This window comes from Natronosporangium hydrolyticum (assembly GCF_016925615.1).
In the GTDB taxonomy this organism is placed as follows: Bacteria; Actinomycetota; Actinomycetes; order Mycobacteriales; family Micromonosporaceae; genus Natronosporangium; species Natronosporangium hydrolyticum.
The window spans coordinates 2,549,204-2,567,532 of sequence record NZ_CP070499.1 but is presented as its reverse complement, the minus strand read 5'-3'; the positions used below and the strand labels follow the sequence as shown (position 1 = coordinate 2,567,532).

The following is an 18,329-nucleotide window of genomic DNA, read 5'->3' as shown; positions in this document are numbered from 1 at the left end:
TCAGTTGGATAGTCCGAGCTCGGTGCACGTGGGGTAGGTCACGAGGCCACTCGCGGCGGCCTGCAGGGCCAGCACTCGCAGCTGTACCTGGTTCTGGCCGGCGTCGGCCGGGAAGTCCGGCGACTGCACTGACCGTTGACCGGGCCCTTCGAAGAGAACGGCCTGCTGGCCACCGAACGGCAGCGGCAGCGGCGGCTGCCCGCCGCCCGGCGACTGCATCCGGACCCACAGGTAGACGACCTCGACCGGATACTCCCCACCCGTCAGCGTGTAGGTGCCTTGGGCCGCGCACCCCGGGTTCGGCGGCGGCCCCGCGACCGAGGCGGTGACCTGCAGCGGCGCCGGTGCCGGCGGCTCCGGATCGCCCGGGTCACCAGCGTTGCCGCCGCCGCCCGGGTTCCCCGGGTTGCCGCCGCCCGGGTCAGCGCCACCGCCCGGGTTGCCGCCACCGGTGGGCGCCGCCGCTGGCGTTGCGCTGGGGGAGGCAGCCACGCTGGTCGGGCTCGCGCTCGGGCCCGCGCCGACCGCCGCGATCGGGTCACCCGCATCGCCGCCCCGGCAGGCGACCACCACGAACAGCAGCAGCAGCAACGCGGCGACGGATACAGCGCCAACGAACAGCCAGCTCCGGTTGGTGCGCTTGCCCAGGTAGGTCAGCTCCTGGGTCGGATAGTCGGAGCCCTGGTAGCCGGGGGTCTCGTGGGTCTGGTACATGTCGGATCTCCTCACCCGGTGCCCGGCCCGGTGCCGGACACAGGTAGGAGCCGACCGACCGGCCGCCGCCAACAACTTCTCAGCGAAGATCTCGCACCGTCTTGCTCAGCGCCGATGTCGTGCTCGCCGGCGGCGACGAGGCCACTCTCGGCCGCGAAGACCACGAGCTGGGTACGGTCACGCAGGCCGGCCGCCAGGCCGGTGCCGGCCTCGCCGACCATCTGCGCCACCAGGCGAGTCAGGTCGGCCAGGCCGGGTTGCGGGCCACGCTCGTCGCTGTCGCCGAAACTGTCTAATTCGGTGCACGGTAACGCATCATCAGGATGCGATGGGCTTCCTGCCCTCCCGGCAGCAGGCGAGGTCACTCCTGGTCGCCGCGGTAACGGCCAGTCTCCGGGTCGTAGCCCATCACCTCGCTGGCACGGCGCCAGAACTCCGCTTCCTGCTCCGGGGTCGGAGGCCGGCGGCCTTGCGGAGCAGCTGCCCCGACCGGGGTGTGCTCCTCGTCGTCGACGCCGTGCTGTGCCTGCCACTCGGCATGCACGCGCGCCAGCTCCTTCAGCTTGCGTTTGCGTTCCGGGTCCATCTCGAGCGCCATACCACCCATTGTGCCGGGCTACGCCCTTCCGGGCACCGATCAGTCGGCGACTGCCCGCCGCTGCAACTCGGGGACCAGGTGGGCGGACCACCGCGCCGCCACCGGACCGTCCGGATTGACCGTGAGGCCGTGGCCGTCGGGCCAGCCAAGCATGAGCATGAGGAACGGCATCCGCGCGTACGGCGTACCCGGGTGGGCGTCGCGAAACCCGGCCTCGTGCGTGAATACTTCGATCGTGGGCTCGCCCGTGAGCCCTTCCACCACCCGCCAAGGGAAGCCGGGTTGAAGGGACTCGTCCGGGAAGTCCACGTCCCGGGTGGTCGGCACCACCACCGTTGTGTCCAGCAGCGCGGTCTCGAAAGCCTGGGTGCCCCGCTCGTATCCAGGGTCGTACAGGGCGCGGCGGTGGTCTGAGGCTGACTCCGGCTCCTGGCGGGTATCGGGCTCCTGAGTAGCGTCCCCGGAGTCGATCAGGGTGGCCTCCCTGCGGGCAGCTGCCGCCACCAGGCCCACTGTCGCCAGCGCCTCGATGGGGGAGCCTGGATTGATCTCCAACAGCCAATCGGGCTGTGCCCACCGGTCGCACAACTCGGCGAAGGTGGTCACCTCGTACTTGCCGACGATCACTTGTGATCCCATGGCGGCGAGCGACGTGAAGATCGGCAGAGCGATCTGGCCGTTGACCGCAGTGGTGAGCGGCAACCACTGCTCGGCACCCTCGGTCTGCGTCGCGGTGTCGTCTGGCACCTGTGGCAGGTACAGCTCGGCCGCGAGGAATGCCCGGAAATAAGCGGCATCGTCCGCTTGCTCCAGGGCATCTGCCATCGCCCGCTCGGCCTCGTTCTTCGGGAGCCAGAGCCTGCTCACGGTGGTCCTCACCTCGTCTCCTGCCGCAGCGTCTCCAGACCAGAGTCTCACGGCTGCGGCGCGCTGTGTCCATCCGCGAAGGGCTGCCCGTCCTTGGGCACGCCGGGGTCCGGAGATGTCCGAGGAGGAGCGGCAGCGCTGAAGCGTCCGTGTGGGGAGAATCTTCCTCTCCCGGGGCCGATCACCGACCTTCGGAACGCAATGTGTCCTCGGCCCGGAACAGACCGACGCCGTCCACGAAGGAGGCCGGTGGACCCAACCGTAGATGATTAGCCAGTGCCGGTTGCGGGGCGAGCCCGTGCTCGGCCAGGTAGTAGGCGGTCGACTCGGACCACACCCAATGGCCGTCGGTCCGGCGGGTCAGCGGCACCACCGTCCCCCGCGCCGGCTCCACCACATCCGTCCCGCGCCCCAGCGTCCCACCCACAACCGCGCCGGCGTGCAGCCGGGACACCAGGAGGTCACGCTCCTGCGGGTCGGTGAGCCGTGGATGCTCTGCCGCAAACTCTGATGGAGTCGGGGCCACTCTCACCCGGCCCGGGTGGCGTGCCCACAACAACGCCGAACCAGCCCGTGCCGCGCGATGGTACGCCGTGAGCTCCTCCCCCGACCAGTACACTTCGACCTGCGGATGCTCCTCGCCGTCATCAGCCAGTTCACGCTGCCCATCGTTCGCGATCTTCCATGCCGGCACCCCAGGTTCTACCTCGACCAGATACACCCGCCGGCCACCCGATGGCGGCCCCGTGGGCTCGAATCGCCAGGCCCGCCAGATGCCGATCACTCCTGCCCGCCGGGACAACACGACGGCGATTCCGTTGTCGGCCATGTCGGTCAGGTCATCAGCCAGATCCGTCAGCCTCGCCAGCTCTGGTGGCAGGTCCCACAACTGCTTGGATTCGCCTCCAGTCAGGTCCAGACTGGTCGGAATCCGGTCACCCGCCGCGGCCAGCACGTGCGGTGGAGTCGGGTAGAAGCGGTGTCCGGTCGGCGGTGTCTCCTCGGACACCCGTACCGAGGCCAGTCCCGGCGGCTGGTCATCACCGTGTCCAATCGCCGACAACACCTGAGGTAGAAACGCGACCTCGGCCGGCGTCAATGAGACTCCGAGCTCCAGCACGGAACCGGCGATCGTGTCGGGGAGATATGCGAGGTCCCCGGTGGCCAGCATCTGGCGGGTGTAAGCCAGCCAGTCGTCCGGCATCTGACCAGCCAGACGCAGTAGCAATCGGTGCAGGTCAGCCCAGATGCGCCAACCTTCTGCGTCCAGCCTCGACCAGTGATCAGCCACGCGGGTCCTCCTCTATCACGACGACGGGCCCGCTACGCTGCGTAGCTCCCCTGGCTGGGCCAGCGACCCTCGCTTTGATAGAACTGCAGAATCTTCCGATACACCCTCAGCAGAATCGAGTCGTCCTTCCCGTCCGGCGGCCACGCCTCCTGGGTCGCCTTCTCCACCACTATCCTCCGGTCCATCGTCTCCCCGGCGTGGCCAAAAGCGTATTCGACCTCCTGACCGTCCTCCCGGATCTTCTCGAACTTGAGCAGAATTGCCATCCCGGGCTCCCTTTTGCAACATCCGGTCCAGGTCTTCACCGGTGCGATCCGGTATGTCCTTGCTCCAGTTGGCGACCTGGTTGGCGACCGCGGGTGCCTCCTCGTAAGTCGCCTCCGGGTTGGCCAGTAGGTAGGTCGACTCGGTGAGCTCGTGCTGGCGCAGGGTCAGGTCCTGGGGCAGCCGGTGGCCTGCACGCAGCCGAATCCACGCCTCGGCAATACTCTCATCCGGATCGAACCGACGACCCACCAAGTCGGGTGAGGCGTACCACCGGCAATGCCCGCTCCGCCAGCAGCGAGCCGACGTCGGCGGGACGCGAACGAATTGCTAGTCGGTGCTCGCTCCGGATTCACCAGCCGCGGTCGTCGCCGCTCGGCGGCGGGCCCGGTAGGCCGCGGCCTTGACCCGGTTGCCACACGCTTCCATTCCGCACCAGGTACGCCGGGCGCCGCGGGACCGGTCGAGGTAGATGCGGGTGCAGGCTTCGCGACCACACTCCTTCAGCCGGACCTGCCGGTCGGCGAGCATGCCGATAGCGCTCCGGGCCAACTGCGAGAGCGCCGCCCGGAGGTCGCCTGCGACATGCAGCCCGGTGTCACTCAAGGTCATCGCGGGCAGCGGCCCCGCGGCCAGGTCGTTGAGCAGCTCGAGGCTCTCCGGGTCGAAGGGGCGATCGAGCACGCGGTCGAGCGCGAGCCGGTAGATCGCTTCTCGCAGAGAGAGCGCGGATCGGAAGCTCGCCGGGTCAGCGGTCACCTGGTCGGGGAGCCCGTCGCACTGCGCCACCCACCGCTCAAGGTCCGCAGGCGTGGCCAAGGTGTCGGTGGGCCGGTCTCGGCGAAAGCCCACGGTGCCGGCCAGATCCAGGGCCGGGCTGCCACTTACGAATGCGAAGCCCACGTCACCATCTTGACAGGTGACGCGCCGTCGGGCAACATCGTCACCTACTGAAGCGGTGACGCCGGACGAACGGGGAAAGCATGACACTGGGCCAGGACATCGAGGTAGTCGTCTTCGACGTCATCGGAACCCTCGTCGACGAGCTCGGCGGGGTGCGAGCGGCGATCCGCGAAGCCGTTCCGGCTGCTGACGATGCCGCCGTCGACGAGCTGCTCACCGGATGGCAACACCTCGTCGCACGCGAACAGCAACACATCGGGCAGGGGCAACGCGCGTACGCCAACACCGAGGTCATCGACGGTGAGGCCGCGCAACTGGTGGCCGATCGCGCCGGCGTCGCCACCCCGGAGACCGTCACCCGGCTCGCGACCGCGGCACAGCGCCTCTCTCCCTGGGGCGACTCGGTCACGGGCCTGGGACGGCTCGCGCAGCGGTTCCCCGTCGTCGGCCTGTCCAACGCCAGCCGCACCGCTCTGCTGCGACTCACCGTCCATGCCGGACTGCGCTGGCACTACACCCTGTCCACCGAGACTGTCCTGGCCTACAAACCAGCGCCAGCGGCCTACCAGCTCGCCATCGAGACCGCCGGATGTCCTCCCGAGCGGATGCTCATGGTGGCCGCCCACGCCTGGGACCTCCGCGGCGCCCAGACACAGGGCATGCGTACCGCCTACATCCACCGGCCGGGCGGGGACCCGCCGACCAACTCCGATGTCTTCGACTGGCACGGCGACGGACTGGCCGAACTGGTCACCTCGCTGACGGCGTCGCAGTGAGGGGCGAGTCCTTACCACGTCGGGAGAGCGTGCGCAGCCACCCGGGCACCACCGCTGCGGCGTACCTCGCCGGAGGTGAACAGCGAGAGTTCCACCCGGCAGCCTCCGGGTGAAAGAGTGAACTCCCGCAGATCCGGCCTCCTCGGTCCGCTCTGGGCGCGATCATGACACCGCGGTCGCCACCGAACCGGTACGAGGAGGCGGGATGGGATTCGAGTCGACGGTGCTGATCATCGGCACCGCGATCGACGCGATCGGAGTCGCCCTGATCCTGTTCGGGGTCCTGCTCGCGACCGGCATCTTCCTGCGCGAGCTGCGACGGGGCGGCGCCTTCCCGGTCGCCTACAGCAGCTATCGGCAAGGGCTCGGCCGGGCCATCCTGCTCGGGCTGGAGTTCCTCGTCGCTGGCGACATCATTCGCACCGTAGCGATCTCGCCCACCTTCGAAAGCGTCGGCGTCCTAGCGCTGATCGTCGCGGTCCGAACTCTGCTCAGCTTCTCGCTTCAGGTCGAGGTACAGGGGCGTTGGCCGTGGCAGTCGCCGAAGGAGCGGAGGCCGCAGAGTTGAGACGCGAGGGCTCAGCACTCCTGATCCGGGTTAGCCCGCTATCGAACCGGCTCGTTCACCGTCCCGGAAGTACGCCACGCAGACGACCTCACGGTCACCGCCACGCCATGAGGAACTGGTCGGATGGTAGTAGAAGATCCCCATATCCGAGTCGTCGTAGCCGGTCCGCGCGTAGTCCGCGAGCCGATCCACGCAGGACGTCTGGGCGTCCGCCGCGACGGTCTCCTCACCCGGCCAGCCGCCGTCCGCCGTCAGGTCGAAGACCGCGTAGACCTCACCCTCATGCAGCTCAGCGCAGGGCACCACGGGTACCCGGAACGAGACGCCCGGGCCGAGCTCCTTGATGCAGTCACCGGGCGCCAGCTCGTCCATCGACACCGACCCGTCGCGGACGATCTCGCCGGTGTCGTCCCGGAGCGGATCACTGTTGAGCAGCGCGAAGATCCCTCCCGTGACGGGGACGAGAACCCACACCCCGGTGATCACCAGCCCAGCGATCGCCATCCGCTTGCCCCGCTGGCCTGACTTCCGGACCTGGACCAGGGCGATGATGCCGAACACGACGCTGAACAGACCAGCTCCACAAGGGGCGACGATCCCGCAGATCAGCGAAGCAATCGAGAACGGGTTGGTACCCGGCGGCCGCACCGGGCCGCAGTCGGGCGGCGGCGCGGTGGGCGGCGACGGGTTCGACGGCGGCGGTGCGGGGGCGTCCTGCGGAGGCTGAGGAACGGACATGGCAGGGAACGTTAGCAGTAGTCGAGAAACATCCTTCTCGGAGCTGTCCAACGTCTCCGGTCCCGCACCCGCCCACCGCTACCGGCGCGCCGGCCGACCCCCGCTGGGCTTCTTTATGCCGGTTTGTCAGGGTAGATTAGTTATATGGGTAATGGCCAGCCGGTGGTTAGTCTCGCCACCGCCTTGCGGGAGGCCGCGGCGGAGGCGACGCGGGCCCCGTCGATCCTCAACACCCAACCCTGGCGGTGGCGGGTCCACGAGGACCTGCTAGAGCTGCATGCCGACTGGAGCCGGCAGGTGACCTCCATCGATCCTGCGGGGCGGCTGCTCACGCTCAGCTGCGGCGCCGCCCTGCACCACGCCCGGGTGACGCTCGCGGCAGCCGGTCACGAGCCGGTGGTGACCCGGCCGGCCGACCCCGACCGCCCGGATCTGCTGGCCGAGATCCGGGCGGGCGGCCGACACGAGGTGAGCCGGAGCGACACCTACCTGCGCCGCAGCATCCGGACTCGCCGCAGCGACCGCCGGCCGTTCCCGGCCATCGCCCCGGTGCCGGCGCAGACCACGGCGGCGCTGCACCGGGCGGCGGAGGCCGAACAGGCGCGGATCCACCGCGTCGGGCCCGAGCAGGTCGTCTTCCTGCGCGCCGCGGCGGAGCTGGCGCAGCGGGCCGAGTCGGCCGACGACGCGTACCTGCGCGAGCTTCGAGCCTGGGTCCGGCGCCACCGGGCCACCGGGGAAGGGGTGCCACCGGACACGTTCGTGGCGGCGGTCGACCGGCCGATCCCGTTGCGGGACTTCTCGCTCGACGAGGAGATCATGCTGCACCCCGGCTTCGGCGACGACCAGTACGCCGAGTACCTCATCCTCGCCACCGCCGGTGACGCACCCGCCGACTGGCTGCGGGCCGGCGAAGCCACCAGCGCGGTCTGGCTCACCGCCACCCACCGCGACCTGGCGGTCTCGGTGCTCAGTGACGTCGTCGAGGTCCCCGACGCCCGGGAGCTGCTGCGGAGCTTCCTGCACGGACGCGGGCACCCGCAGCTCGTGCTGCGGGTCGGGTTCGACATGCAGCCCGTGGCACCGAAGGCCAGCCCGCGCCGGCCACCGGAGGACACCATCGAGCCAGCCACCTGAGACCCGACCGGCGAGGTTGCTCGGCCGCCATCCGGGGCCTCGGACAAGTCCGTGGCCACACCGGTCAGGTCGCGGCCCGCCGCAACGGCACTGACGCCGGGAACTCGACCGCCTCACCTGGGCCGAGCAGCGCCACCTCGCCGCGGCAGCGCAGCCGGATCGGTGGCCGCCTCCCCGGTCCGGCAGCCACCCGAATGGTTTCGCCGGTGATCCGTAGCCGCAGCGGGTGCTCCCGATACTGGATGTCGAACTCGAGTGTGCCCAACTGAGGTGGCCAGTACGGGTTGAGCCACAGCGTGTCGCCGCGGGTCTCCACTCCGGCGAAGCAACGCTGCAGCACATCTACCGACCCGGCCATCGCCGCCAGATGGATGCCCTCGGCGGTGGTGCCACCCTGAATGTCGGCCAGGTCGCTCTCGAGCGCCTCGACGAAGTACTCCAACGCCTGGGCGCGATGGTTGCGGGCGAGTACCCAGGCGTGCACGACCGCGCTCAATGTGGACCCGTGTGAGGTACGGGCAAGGTAATACTCGATGCTCTTCGGGATGGTCCCGGGATCCCACCGGTAACCGAGCCGGTCGAACAGCTCGGCCAGCTCGTCGGCGGAGAAGAGGTAGAACAGCATCAACACGTCCGCCTGTTTAGAGGCTTGGTACCGGTTGGGCGTGTCTCCCGCCGACTCCAGGATCCGGTCCAGCCGGCGAATGTCACCGTAGCGGGCTCGATAGCTCCCCCAGTCCAACTCCGCCAGCCGCCCGTACCCCTCGAACTGGTCGAGGATGCCGTCGGGCCGGATCGGTAGATACATCCGGTGGGAGATGTCCTGCCACCGCTGCGGCTCGGCCGAGCCGATCCCGAGCGTCTCAACCAGCTCGGCGCGCCGGTCGGCCGGCAGCATGTCAAGCACCTCTAGCGCGCGCTGCATCACCCACGCCACTAGCACGTTGGTGTAGGCGTTGTTGTCGATCCCCGGCCGGGTGGAGTCAGGATAGGCGGTATGGAATTCGTCCGGGCCCATCACCCCACGGATCACATACCGGTCCCGCCCGTGGTCGTACTCCGCGATGCTGGCGAAGCACCGGGCGACCTCCAGAATCATCTCGGCACCATAGTGGGTCAGAAACTCCCAGTCCTCGGTGACTTGGTGGTATTGCCAGACGTTGTACGCCACCGCCAAACCGACGTGCCGCTGCAACCAGGTGGCGTCCGGCACCCAGCGGCCGGAGAGCGGATTCAGGTGCAGCTGCTGGCTCTCCTCCCGACCGTCGCTTCCGGACTGCCACGGATACAACGCGCCCGCCCTGCCCGCCGCCCGGGCGGCTGCCCTGGCCCAGGGCAGCCGGCGGTAGCGGTAGCGCAGCAATGCCCGGCTCAGCAGCGGCAACCGCAAGTTGAGGATCGGAAACACGAACAGCTCATCCCACAGCACATGCCCCCGGTACGCCTCGCCGTGTAGCCCCCGCGCCGGTACCCCGGCGTCGACCTCCACGCTGTTGTCGGAGACGGTCTGCAAAAGGTGAAACAGGTGCAACCGCACCGCTGGCAACGCCCGACCCTCCGCTCCCGCCAACCAGACGTGGAACCGCCGCCACAGCTGCTGCCACGCCAGCACCTGCTCCTCCAGCAGCGAGTCGAAGTCGGCCAGCCAGCCGAGCCGGGTCACCGCCTCGACGGCCGGATCCGAGGTAGCCGGGTCCCGCGAGGTGAAGACCGTCACCAGCTTCTCCACCGTGACCTGCTCCCCCGCCGCGATGTCGAGCCAGATCTCATGCCCGATCCGACCCGCCTCCCGGATTACCTCCCGCTCCCCATCCAGCTGGTACTCGGCGCGGAACACCCGGGTACGGGCAGCCTCGGCCACCCGTACGTGCGATTGGTTGGTCTCCACCACACACAGCACCGTCTCCGCACCTACCGGCTCGGCGGTCAGCCGAGTCAGATGCTGGCCTGCCAGGCCCTGATACCGGGCCACCCCGCCGTTCTCGACCCCGCCGTCCAGCTGGGACCGAACGGTCAGCGTGCCAGACCAGTTCTCCGCCAGCAGCGTGGTCTGTAGTCCGCACACGTGCTCATGCCGAAGATGCACGAATCGCCGCTGCGTCACCGCGGTGATCCGGCCACCGTTGTCGCGTACCCGCAGCCGCCGGGTCAGCACTCCCCGACGCAAATCCAGCCCGCGCCACTCATCCAGCACCGTCACGCCGGACTCGCCCAACCACGGCCCGCCCTGTGCCCGGAAGCTCAACGGTAGCCAGTTGGGGAGGTTGACCAGGCTCTCGTTCTCGACCGTCTCACCGGCCACGGTGTCGCGCAACCGGTTGTAGACTCCGGCCGCGTACGTGCCCGGATAGTGTTCACTGCCCGCCGGGTGCTCGGGTGCCGCACCCCGGGTCGCCAGATAGCCGTTGCCCAGCGTGCAGAGCGCCTCCCGCAGCCCTTCCCGGCCCGGGTCGTCGCCCTCGAACTCCAGCGTCCACGCATCCAATCGGACTCACCCCCGTCGATGCCGGCGGAGTCGCTGATCTCAGTTCTCACGGTACGCGCCGGAACCGCTGACCGCGGAGCGATGAGACCGGCGGGCGTCAGCGTGCTGCCGCCACTACCAAGACGAGACGGTTCGTCTCGCCTTGATGCGAGCCCAGCTTCGCCACCCGACCGTGGCCGTAGACGTACGGATATGCGGCTGAGTCGCTCAACTATGGCCGCCCTAGCTGCGATTTCCTTAACTGGAGGCATGACTGGAACGCATGGGAGCACTCAGACCAAGCCGATCCTGGTGACCGCCTCGTCGGGGAAGACAGGCAGCCGGGTCGCGCAACGACTCGTAGACAAAGGTATGCCGGTTCGCCTCGGCTCGCGCAACGCCTCGCCCCGGTTCGACTGGGAGGATCAGAACACCTGGCGGCCGGCGCTGGCCGACGTCTCGGCAGCGTATATCTGTTTCGTGCCGGACCTGGGTTTCCCCGGGGCGGCGGACGCGGTCGGCGCCTTCTCCAAGATCGCAGTCGACTCCGGCGTGGAACGCCTCGTCCTGCTCTCCGGCCGGGGCGAGCCCGAGGCTCGCGCCGGCGAGGAGGCGGTGCAGGCATCCGGCGGGCAGGTAACCGTGGTTCGGGCCTCCTGGTTCAACCAGAACTTCAGCGAAAACTTCCTGCTGGAGTCGGTGCTGGGTAGCGAGATCGCGCTGCCGGCGGGCAACGCCGCAGAGCCGTTTGTGGACGCCGACGACATCGCCGACGTAGCGGTAGCCGCGTTGACCGAGGACGGCCACGGGGGCCAGGAGTATGAGGTGACCGGACCGCGTCTGCTCACCTTCCACGACGTGGCGAGCGAGCTCACCGCGGTGACCGGCCGAGAGATTCGCTACACGCCGCTGACCACCGATCAGTACGCCGACATCCTGCGGGCGAACGACCTACCGCTGGACTTCCTGGAGCTTTTCACCAAGATTCTCGACGGCCGCAACGCCCAACTGACCGACGGGGTGCAGCGGGCGCTGGGCCGCCCGCCTCGGGACTTCCGAGACTACGCCCAGGCCACCGCGGCCACCGGAGTCTGGGGCTAGCGCAAGGTTCGTACGCCAGCTAACGGAAGGCCAGGCGATGACGGCTCGCAACCCGATGTCCACCGAAGATGGCGCTGCTGATCTGCCCGACCACGTGCTGAGCTTCGGGCTACTGCACGTGGCGATGCGCCGAGACGCTCGCCGCCTGGTGAATGTCGCTGCCGCCCTCTCGCCCGGCGTGACCCGCTGGTGGGAGGTGGTGCGGACCGTCATCGACTGGCACCACCGCAGCGAGGACACTGTGCTGTGGCCCGAACTTCGCCGTCGCATTCCGGGTTTCACCGCGCAGGAAGCCCGGATGCACGGCGATCACGAGGAGCTGGAGCGATCGATGGATGAGGTGTCCGCGTCCCTGAACTCCGGTCGGGACGCGGACACCCACGCCGCGGTCGCGCTTCGCTTCGAATCCGTTCTACGCGAACACCTGCGGACGGAGGAGAGCCTGGTGCTTCCGATCTTCACAGACACGCTCTCCAGATCTGATTACCTGGGTATTGAACGGCGCGTGCTGGCGACCGCGCCGTTGCCGGTGTTGTCAGTGCTCCAGCCGTGGATGTCTGATTCGGTCGACCGGCGAACGGCCGGGCGGATGGCTGCGGCGGTCCCACCGCCGGTTCGCCTGATCAGCCGGACCATCCTCCGTAGACGGTATCAGCGACTGGCCGCGCCGGTGCTGATGACACAACCCAGCTGAACCCCCCGCGTCCGCCCTATCGAAGGTTGCCGACGATGTTGGAACACCTTCTCGTTAGCCCGACGTGGCCCGGTCGCCGCCCGCCCGGCCCCGATCCTAGTCGCCCGAGCGTACGCCTTGGCCGACACCGTGACTGTGAGGACCGCCGCCCGCGATCGCCACATCTGCTCAATCACGGCGGCTACGCCCCCACGACGCAGGCTTCGTTGTTGACGTGTCAGGGCGTCAGCTACCGGATCGCCGAACGGACGCTGCTGGATCAGGTCACGTTCCGGCTCGCCCCGGGCGAGGCTTACGGGGTGGTCGGCGCCCCGGGTGCCGGCAAGACGGTGCTGCTGGCGATCAGCTGCGGCCTGCTTACTCCGACCAGCGGGGAGGTGCTGCTGTTCGACCATCAACTCGCACAGCTACACCCGGAGACCGCGGCTCGCTCAATCGGCTACATGCGACACTGCATCGCCACGGTCCCGTCGATGACGGTGGCGGAGACCCTGCGGTTCTGGAGCCGGCTCGGCGGTGGCCGGCGGGTTGCGCATGACCGCGCACAGGAGGTATTGGAGCGGCTCGACCTGCACCGCTTCGCACAACAGACCTTCGCCCGCTGCCCGGTCGGCGTACAGCGGGCGCTCCGGCTCGCGGTCGCGTTGCTGCAACGCCCTGCCCTGCTGGTGTTGGACGAGCCTTACCGCGGCATCGACGCCGGCAGGGTTCCCCAGCTCACGGAGGTGCTGCGGGATCTACGGCGCGAGGGTGTGGCGGTACTCTACGCGACCCGCGAGCTCGCGCAGGCGCAACAGGTGTGCGACCAGGTGGCGATGCTGCAACATGGTCGGCTGGTGCCGCTGGTCCAGCCAGCCGACGAGCCGGCGGCTCGCTGAGGGTCTCCGTCTCCGGAGCTGGTTCATACCCGCACCGTCACCGCGACGAGCAACAGCCCGGCGCGGTCTCGCTGCCCGGCGACCGCCCACCGGCCGGGCAACTCGCGCAGGGCGCCGCCTCCGGGTGGGCGGGCTCGCAGCCGCCCATCTTCCGGGCCGACCTCGACCGCGATGTCGGCCAGCGCGACCCACTGCCCGGTCACCGGATACCAAGCCTTGTAGGCGGCCTCCTTGGCGCAGAAGAGCAGCCGGTCCCACGGCACCTCGGGCCGCTCCCGAGCCAGGTGAGCCACCTGCGCACGCTCTGCCCGCGAACCGATCAGGCCGAGGACCCCGGCCGGCAGCGGGCCGGCCGGCTCGGCGTCGATCCCCAGGCTGCGGAGGTCCGCCGTGGCGGCAACTGCGGCCGCCCGGTAGCCGTCGCAGTGAGTCATGCTTCCGGTCACGCCGGCCGGCCAGTTGGGGGCTCGCCCGGGGCCCGGCAACACCGGCGCCGGCGGCACGCCCAGCTCGTGCAGGGCGGCCCGGGCACAGGCGCGGACCGTCGTGAACTCGCGGCGCCGTTTGTCGCCGGCGCCGGACCGGGCCAGCAGCGCTGCCTCTTCGGGATACAGCGACCCCGCCGGGGCATCGTGGTACGCCTCCACCCCGTGGGCCTGCGGCGGCAGAATCTGCGCGAGTAGGCTGCCGCCACTCGGGGTCGGCGGCGGCGACAACCGGTCGGCTTCGGCGGGGCGCGCTCCGCCAACCGGCGAGTACGCGGTCATAGCTCCGCGAGCGCGAGTGTCAGACAGCCGAAGGCGGCGACGCAGGTCAACGTCCGGACGTGGTGGGCACCGACCCATAGGCGTTCGAACGCTCGGCGGGGCGAGCGTGGATTCGCCAACCCACCCGCCGGCCCGGCCCGATCAAGGCGGTTGTTGAGCGGAATGTTGATCGCGAAAGTAATCAGCAGGGTGAGGCCGTACCCTACGGCTCCCGCTAAAATCCAGCTGAACATCTCCTCCCGGGAGGCATGAAGCCACCCAGCGACTCCGATGCTCACCACCGCCCCCAGAAACACCAGGCCAAACAGTGGATTCTGAATCGCGGCGTTGATCCGCTGCATGACCTCGACGAACGTCCGGTCACCGGTGCGGGCCAGGGCGGGCATGACCGATATCGAGAACCCGAGGAAAATCCCCGCCACCAGACCAGTGGTAACGACCGCCACAATAAGCGCTAAGCCCGACACTTTTCCCTCCTTCCGGCGCCCGCCGAGCGGGTGGTGGGTAGGCGCCGAGCTGGTTGCCTACACAGTATTGTCGCCACCGAGAACTGAGCCATCGTTCTCACGCTCGATTCCATATGCCAGCGTCTAGGATAAGAGCATGGATGCGTTCGGAGAGCTCCTCGGCCAGCTTCGCGCGAGAGGGGCGTTCGTGCTTCGCTCGATCCTCACCCCGCCATGGTCGCTGCGGGTGGTCGACCGCGCTCCGCTGTGCCTCGTGACGATGGTGCACGGCCATGCCTGGATTCTGCCGGACGGCGGCGAACCCGCGAGACTCTCCCGAGGCGATGTCGCGCTCTTCCGTGGCCCCGACTGCTACACCCTGGCCGACGAGCCGGACCGCGAGGTCCAGATTGTCATCCACCCTGGACAGCGCTGCACTACGCCGCAAGGTCGAGACATGGCCGAGGCGATGCGACTGGGTGTCCGCACCTGGGGGGATGCGCAGGAAGGCGCCGCGGTCATGCTCAGCGGCACCTACCAGCTGGATGGTGATGTCAGCCAGCGCTTGCTCCGCATCCTCCCGCCGGTGCTTACCGGCCGCACCAAACCGAGCGACGCACCACGGATCGCGCTGTTGAGCCAAGAGATCGCAAGGGACGAGCCCGGCCAGGAGCTGATCCTGGACCGCCTGCTCGACCTACTGCTGGTGAGCGCGTTGCGGCAATGGTTGTCCAGTTCGGATGCGCCGGACACCGGCTGGTACCGCGCCCAGCATGACCCGATCGTCGGGCCCGCGATCCGGCTTCTCCACGCGAACCCGGCCTACCCCTGGACGGTCGCGAACCTGGCGGCGAGGGTCGGCGTGTCGCGGGCCGCCTTGGCCCGGAGGTTCACATCGCTGGTGGGAGAAGGCCCGATGACCTACCTCAGCAGCTGGCGACTGGACCTCGCCGCCGACATGCTCCGGGAGAGCGATGCCACGGTGGCCTCGGTGGCGCGACAGGTCGGGTACAGCAGCGCATACGCGCTGAGCGCCGCCTTCAAGCGGGTGCGCGGGGTCAGCCCCAGCGAGCACCGGGAGGTCGGCCAGGCCGTGCCGGCCGAACCTCGGGTGAACGGGGCTCAGCCGCTGCTCAGCACGGCCTGATCGGCGGACCAGCCCCGGTCGAACTCCGCCAGCCAATCCGACAGCCGCTCCGCCCGCAGCAACGATGTGCCGATCAGCAGGGCGCTGAACCCCGCCTGGAGCAGTCCGACCGCCACCGCCGGCTGGTCGATCCCGCTCGCGCTCACCCGGCAGTCCACGCCAGCCCGGCGCAGCTGCGGCAGCAGCGCCAGGCTGCGACCGGGGTCGCCCGGGCCCCGTTCCCGGTTCCGGATGTCCTTGTTGTTGACGGCTACGACACAGCCGCCAGGATCCGGGATAGCCGCCACCTCGTCCGCTGTCGTGACCTCCACGAAGGGGGTGAGTCCGAGCGACAGGCAGGCATCCACGAGGTTGCCGAGCGAACTCCGGGGCAACAGCCCAGCCGTCAGCAGCACCGCCGAGGCGCCGAGGTCCCGAGCCGTACGCAGTTGATCTCGACGGGTGATGAAGTCCTTCTGGAGCAACGGCCGGTCAGTCAACCGGCGCACCTCCTGGAGTAGCTCAAGGTCCCCGCCGAACCAGCGTCCGGTAACGACCGAGAGGCAGGCCGCCGCACCGTCGAACCCCCGCACGTGGGCGGCCACGCTGCGGCCGGCGAGCAGGTCGCGACCGTGCCCATCCCGACGTTTGACCTCCATCACCAGCGGCCGTGGCGCCCGCTGGATGGCCGTGACAAAAGCGCTAGTCATCTCTCTCCTCCCGGCGGCCAACCCGCCACTGCCGGGCTAGGCCGCCAACCTGCCCGGAATCGAACCGGCCATCGCTCCCCCGCGCCCCGGTGTCGACGTCGATCCCGCACATCCGCGGGTGGCCGGCAATCCCGGCATACTCGCCGGCGTTCGCCGCGGTCAGGCCGCCCGCCAGCAGGAAACCTTGGTCGAGCGAGTCGACGAGGGGGAGCACCACCGCGGGGTCCAGCGGCACCCCGGTGCTGCCGAGCCGGCCATCCGGGGTCGCGCCGTCGACAAGAAACAGGTCGGCGCCCGCTCGGGTATATGCGGGCACGAACCGCTGCTCCACGCAGCCACCGGCACCGACGTGTAGCACCTTGACGATCGTGGCCGGCGATCCCAGCCGCCGACGCAGCTCCCGAACCACGGCGGGTGGTTGGTACGCGTGCAGCTGTAGCCAACTGATCCCGGTCTCCCGCATGGTCGAGACGATCCGCTCGATGTCCGCGCTGAAGGTGACCAGCACCGGCGCCAACTGACCGGTCCCCCGCACGGTGGTGGCCAACTCCGCGACCCGGTCACTCGACAGCTCGGCGTGGCCACCAGGTACCGCCCACCACAGGCCCACTAGGTCGACGCCCGCGTCGGCTAGCAGCTCACCCTCGTGGTGGTGGGTCATGCCGCACACCTTCAACAGGCCGCGACCGGGCGCACCAGCTCGCTGCCGGTACGGCCGGATGCCCGCGGTAGCCGCCATCACAGACCCAGCATCGCGGCGATCCGGTTGTACTGGATCTCGTTCGTGCCCGAGTAGATCGGCCCCGCCACGGCGTTCCGAACGTCACGCTCCAACCCGAACTCGGTCATGTAACCGTTGCCACCGAAGATCCGGACCGCGGACACCGCGGTCTCCAGGTTCGCCTCACTAGCTATCAGCTTGGCGATGGCGATGTCGCTGGTCGCGACCCGGTCGGCGGCTACCGTCAGCGCCGCGTCGTACAGCCACTTTCGAGCCGTCTCGGTCTGGATCTTCATGTCGACGATCCGGTTGGCGACCGACTGGTACGAGCCGATCGGTTGGCCGAACTGCTCACGCGAACGTGCGTACCCTATGCAACGCTCGACCCGGTGCCGCATCTCGCCGACGTTGACGATGAACGAGAAGAGCACCTCCCGCTTCATGACATAGTCCAGGACCAGAAACCCACCACCTACCCGGCCGACGACCTGACTCGCGGGGACCCGAACCTGGTCCAGGTAGACATCGCTCAACGGCGAGGTCGCCAGCCCCATCTTGGCGATCGGCTGCCCCACCGTCAGCCCGGGCGTGTCCCGCTCCACGAGGAACGCGGTGACGCCGAGCGCACCACCGCCCGGGCGGGTCGCCGCGTAGATCATGAGCAGATCCGCTACTGGCCCGTTGCTGACGAAGGTCTTGGCCCCATCGAGCACGAAGTGGTCCCCGTCTCGGCGGGCCCGGGTACGCATCTTGAGCGCGTCCGATCCCCCGACGGACTCGGTGATCGCATGCGCACCGATCACCGCTCCGGCGCAGATCCTCGGCAGGTACCGTTGTTTCTGCGCCGCGGTGCCGAACCGGTTGAGCGGGACGCCGACACTGCATATCGCCGTCGTCGCCGCAAAGCTGAGGCCGCCGTCCCGGCACGCCTCGCCGAGTCCCTCTAGGACGTACATCGTGGTGACGAGGTCCTGACCGAGGCCGCCGTAGGTCTCCTCGAACGGCAGCCCGAGCAGACCCAGTTTGCTCAGCAGCTGCCAATTCTCCTGAAATCGCGACGCCTCGTCGTCGACGGGGCCGTCGGCGCGCAGCGCGCTGGCGGCGGCGACGACTCCATCCCGGAGTGCGACCTGGTCGGCGTTCCACTCAATCATCGCGTTCCTCTCCGATCCCGGCCCGGCCCAACTCAGTAGTGGGAGAAGTCCGGCTCGTCGAGCCGGTGTACCTCGTCGCCCCGCAGCGCCGGCGAGAAGACGCAGACCAACCGGAGGTCCTGGTACGGGTCCGCGACGAGGTAGTGCGGGTCGTGCTGGTCCAGCGCGTAGAGCGTGCCCGGCGTGATCGGATGGGAGGTGCCGTCCATAGCGATCACTTCGCCCCTACCACCGATGCAGTAGCAGGCCTCGAGATGGTTCCGGTACTCAAGCCGGGACTTGCTCCCGGAACGGACGATCGTGTCGGTGACCGAGTAACCCATGCCGTCCGAGCGCAGCAGGAACCTCCGGCTCAGCCCGTTACCCCACTCCACGGTCTTCACGTCCGCGATGTTGCGAATGATCATGTCAA

The 18,329-nt window shown here is 69.0% G+C and carries 22 protein-coding genes; 8 read left to right on the top strand and 14 right to left on the bottom strand.

Going from position 1 to position 18,329, the window contains the following annotated elements; all coding sequences use genetic code 11:
- On the bottom strand, positions 1-714 hold the full coding sequence (locus JQS43_RS11350; protein WP_239679046.1) for a hypothetical protein: 714 nt from the start codon (positions 712-714) through the stop codon (positions 1-3).
- A gap of 101 nt (positions 715-815) precedes the next feature.
- On the opposite strand from JQS43_RS11350, the gene JQS43_RS11345 reads away from it, so the two are divergent.
- Positions 816-1,010 (top strand): hypothetical protein, encoded by a 195-nt coding sequence (locus tag JQS43_RS11345; protein ID WP_239679045.1) that lies wholly within the window; start codon positions 816-818, stop codon positions 1,008-1,010.
- A gap of 65 nt (positions 1,011-1,075) precedes the next feature.
- Here the strand turns inward: JQS43_RS11345 and JQS43_RS11340 are convergent, their stop codons facing one another.
- The 5 genes from JQS43_RS11340 to JQS43_RS11320 form a co-directional block, all read right to left on the bottom strand.
- Positions 1,076-1,312: a hypothetical protein gene (locus JQS43_RS11340; RefSeq protein WP_239679044.1), complete on the bottom strand. Its 237-nt coding sequence runs from the start codon at positions 1,310-1,312 to the stop codon at positions 1,076-1,078.
- Positions 1,313-1,351: 39 nt separating this feature from the next.
- A complete protein-coding gene (locus JQS43_RS11335; RefSeq protein WP_239679043.1) occupies positions 1,352-2,179 on the bottom strand; it encodes an SseB family protein in 828 nt (275 codons plus the stop codon).
- Positions 2,180-2,360: 181 nt separating this feature from the next.
- Positions 2,361-3,383: a hypothetical protein gene (locus tag JQS43_RS11330; protein WP_239679042.1), complete on the bottom strand. Its 1,023-nt coding sequence runs from the start codon at positions 3,381-3,383 to the stop codon at positions 2,361-2,363.
- A gap of 119 nt (positions 3,384-3,502) precedes the next feature.
- Entirely contained in the window at positions 3,503-3,736 is a 234-nt protein-coding gene (locus JQS43_RS11325) for a hypothetical protein (RefSeq protein WP_239679041.1), read from the bottom strand.
- 328 nt (positions 3,737-4,064) lie between these two features.
- Complete coding sequence (locus JQS43_RS11320; RefSeq protein ID WP_239679040.1) at positions 4,065-4,637, bottom strand: CGNR zinc finger domain-containing protein; 573 nt, start codon at positions 4,635-4,637, stop codon at positions 4,065-4,067.
- 80 nt (positions 4,638-4,717) lie between these two features.
- On the opposite strand from JQS43_RS11320, the gene JQS43_RS11315 reads away from it, so the two are divergent.
- Positions 4,718-5,413: a haloacid dehalogenase type II gene (locus JQS43_RS11315; RefSeq protein ID WP_239679039.1), complete on the top strand. Its 696-nt coding sequence runs from the start codon at positions 4,718-4,720 to the stop codon at positions 5,411-5,413.
- Between the two features lie 205 nt (positions 5,414-5,618).
- The gene (locus JQS43_RS11310) at positions 5,619-5,981 is read left to right on the top strand and encodes a DUF1622 domain-containing protein (RefSeq protein WP_239679038.1); all 363 of its coding nucleotides are present in this window, start codon (positions 5,619-5,621) and stop codon (positions 5,979-5,981) included.
- 30 nt (positions 5,982-6,011) lie between these two features.
- On the opposite strand, the gene JQS43_RS11305 is transcribed toward JQS43_RS11310, so the two are convergent.
- Positions 6,012-6,719 carry a DUF4190 domain-containing protein gene (locus tag JQS43_RS11305; RefSeq protein ID WP_239679037.1) on the bottom strand — a complete coding sequence of 236 codons (708 nt, stop codon included), beginning with the start codon at positions 6,717-6,719 and terminating at the stop codon, positions 6,012-6,014.
- Positions 6,720-6,863: 144 nt separating this feature from the next.
- Between JQS43_RS11305 and JQS43_RS11300 the strand changes: the two genes are divergently transcribed.
- Complete coding sequence (locus tag JQS43_RS11300; RefSeq protein WP_239679036.1) at positions 6,864-7,856, top strand: Acg family FMN-binding oxidoreductase; 993 nt, start codon at positions 6,864-6,866, stop codon at positions 7,854-7,856.
- Positions 7,857-7,920: 64 nt separating this feature from the next.
- On the opposite strand, the gene JQS43_RS11295 is transcribed toward JQS43_RS11300, so the two are convergent.
- Positions 7,921-10,341: a glycoside hydrolase family 65 protein gene (locus JQS43_RS11295; RefSeq protein ID WP_239679035.1), complete on the bottom strand. Its 2,421-nt coding sequence runs from the start codon at positions 10,339-10,341 to the stop codon at positions 7,921-7,923.
- 249 nt (positions 10,342-10,590) lie between these two features.
- Here JQS43_RS11295 and JQS43_RS11290 point away from each other — a divergent pair, with 249 nt between their 5' ends.
- From JQS43_RS11290 to JQS43_RS11280, 3 genes are all read left to right on the top strand, one after another.
- On the top strand, positions 10,591-11,421 hold the full coding sequence (locus JQS43_RS11290; protein WP_239679034.1) for a Rossmann-fold NAD(P)-binding domain-containing protein: 831 nt from the start codon (positions 10,591-10,593) through the stop codon (positions 11,419-11,421).
- 37 nt (positions 11,422-11,458) lie between these two features.
- A complete protein-coding gene (locus JQS43_RS11285) occupies positions 11,459-12,115 on the top strand; it encodes a hemerythrin domain-containing protein (protein WP_239679033.1) in 657 nt (218 codons plus the stop codon).
- A 206-nt stretch (positions 12,116-12,321) separates the two neighbouring features.
- Positions 12,322-12,993 carry an ATP-binding cassette domain-containing protein gene (locus JQS43_RS11280; RefSeq protein ID WP_239679032.1) on the top strand — a complete coding sequence of 224 codons (672 nt, stop codon included), beginning with the start codon at positions 12,322-12,324 and terminating at the stop codon, positions 12,991-12,993.
- A gap of 23 nt (positions 12,994-13,016) precedes the next feature.
- Here the strand turns inward: JQS43_RS11280 and JQS43_RS11275 are convergent, their stop codons facing one another.
- Both JQS43_RS11275 and JQS43_RS11270 read right to left on the bottom strand, forming a co-directional pair.
- Positions 13,017-13,760, bottom strand: coding sequence for a 4'-phosphopantetheinyl transferase family protein (locus tag JQS43_RS11275; RefSeq protein ID WP_239679031.1), 744 nt, complete (start codon positions 13,758-13,760; stop codon positions 13,017-13,019).
- Entirely contained in the window at positions 13,757-14,227 is a 471-nt protein-coding gene (locus JQS43_RS11270) for an anthrone oxygenase family protein (protein ID WP_239679030.1), read from the bottom strand. The genes JQS43_RS11275 and JQS43_RS11270 overlap by 4 nt, the downstream gene beginning before the upstream one ends.
- Before the next feature lie 136 nt (positions 14,228-14,363).
- On the opposite strand from JQS43_RS11270, the gene JQS43_RS11265 reads away from it, so the two are divergent.
- Positions 14,364-15,353: an AraC family transcriptional regulator gene (locus tag JQS43_RS11265; RefSeq protein WP_239679029.1), complete on the top strand. Its 990-nt coding sequence runs from the start codon at positions 14,364-14,366 to the stop codon at positions 15,351-15,353.
- Here the strand turns inward: JQS43_RS11265 and JQS43_RS11260 are convergent.
- The 4 genes from JQS43_RS11260 to JQS43_RS11245 form a co-directional block, all read right to left on the bottom strand.
- The gene (locus tag JQS43_RS11260) at positions 15,329-16,042 is read right to left on the bottom strand and encodes a beta/alpha barrel domain-containing protein (protein ID WP_239679028.1); all 714 of its coding nucleotides are present in this window, start codon (positions 16,040-16,042) and stop codon (positions 15,329-15,331) included. The two genes, JQS43_RS11265 and JQS43_RS11260, sit on opposite strands and share 25 nt — an antisense overlap.
- Positions 16,035-16,703, bottom strand: a complete 669-nt coding sequence (locus tag JQS43_RS11255; RefSeq protein WP_239679027.1) for a phosphoribosylanthranilate isomerase — start codon at positions 16,701-16,703, stop codon at positions 16,035-16,037. The genes JQS43_RS11260 and JQS43_RS11255 overlap by 8 nt, the downstream gene beginning before the upstream one ends.
- A 77-nt stretch (positions 16,704-16,780) precedes the next feature.
- Positions 16,781-17,917: an acyl-CoA dehydrogenase family protein gene (locus JQS43_RS11250; protein WP_239679026.1), complete on the bottom strand. Its 1,137-nt coding sequence runs from the start codon at positions 17,915-17,917 to the stop codon at positions 16,781-16,783.
- A gap of 32 nt (positions 17,918-17,949) precedes the next feature.
- Positions 17,950-18,324, bottom strand: coding sequence for an ectoine synthase (locus JQS43_RS11245; RefSeq protein ID WP_239679025.1), 375 nt, complete (start codon positions 18,322-18,324; stop codon positions 17,950-17,952).
- Positions 18,325-18,329: the final 5 nt, after the last annotated feature.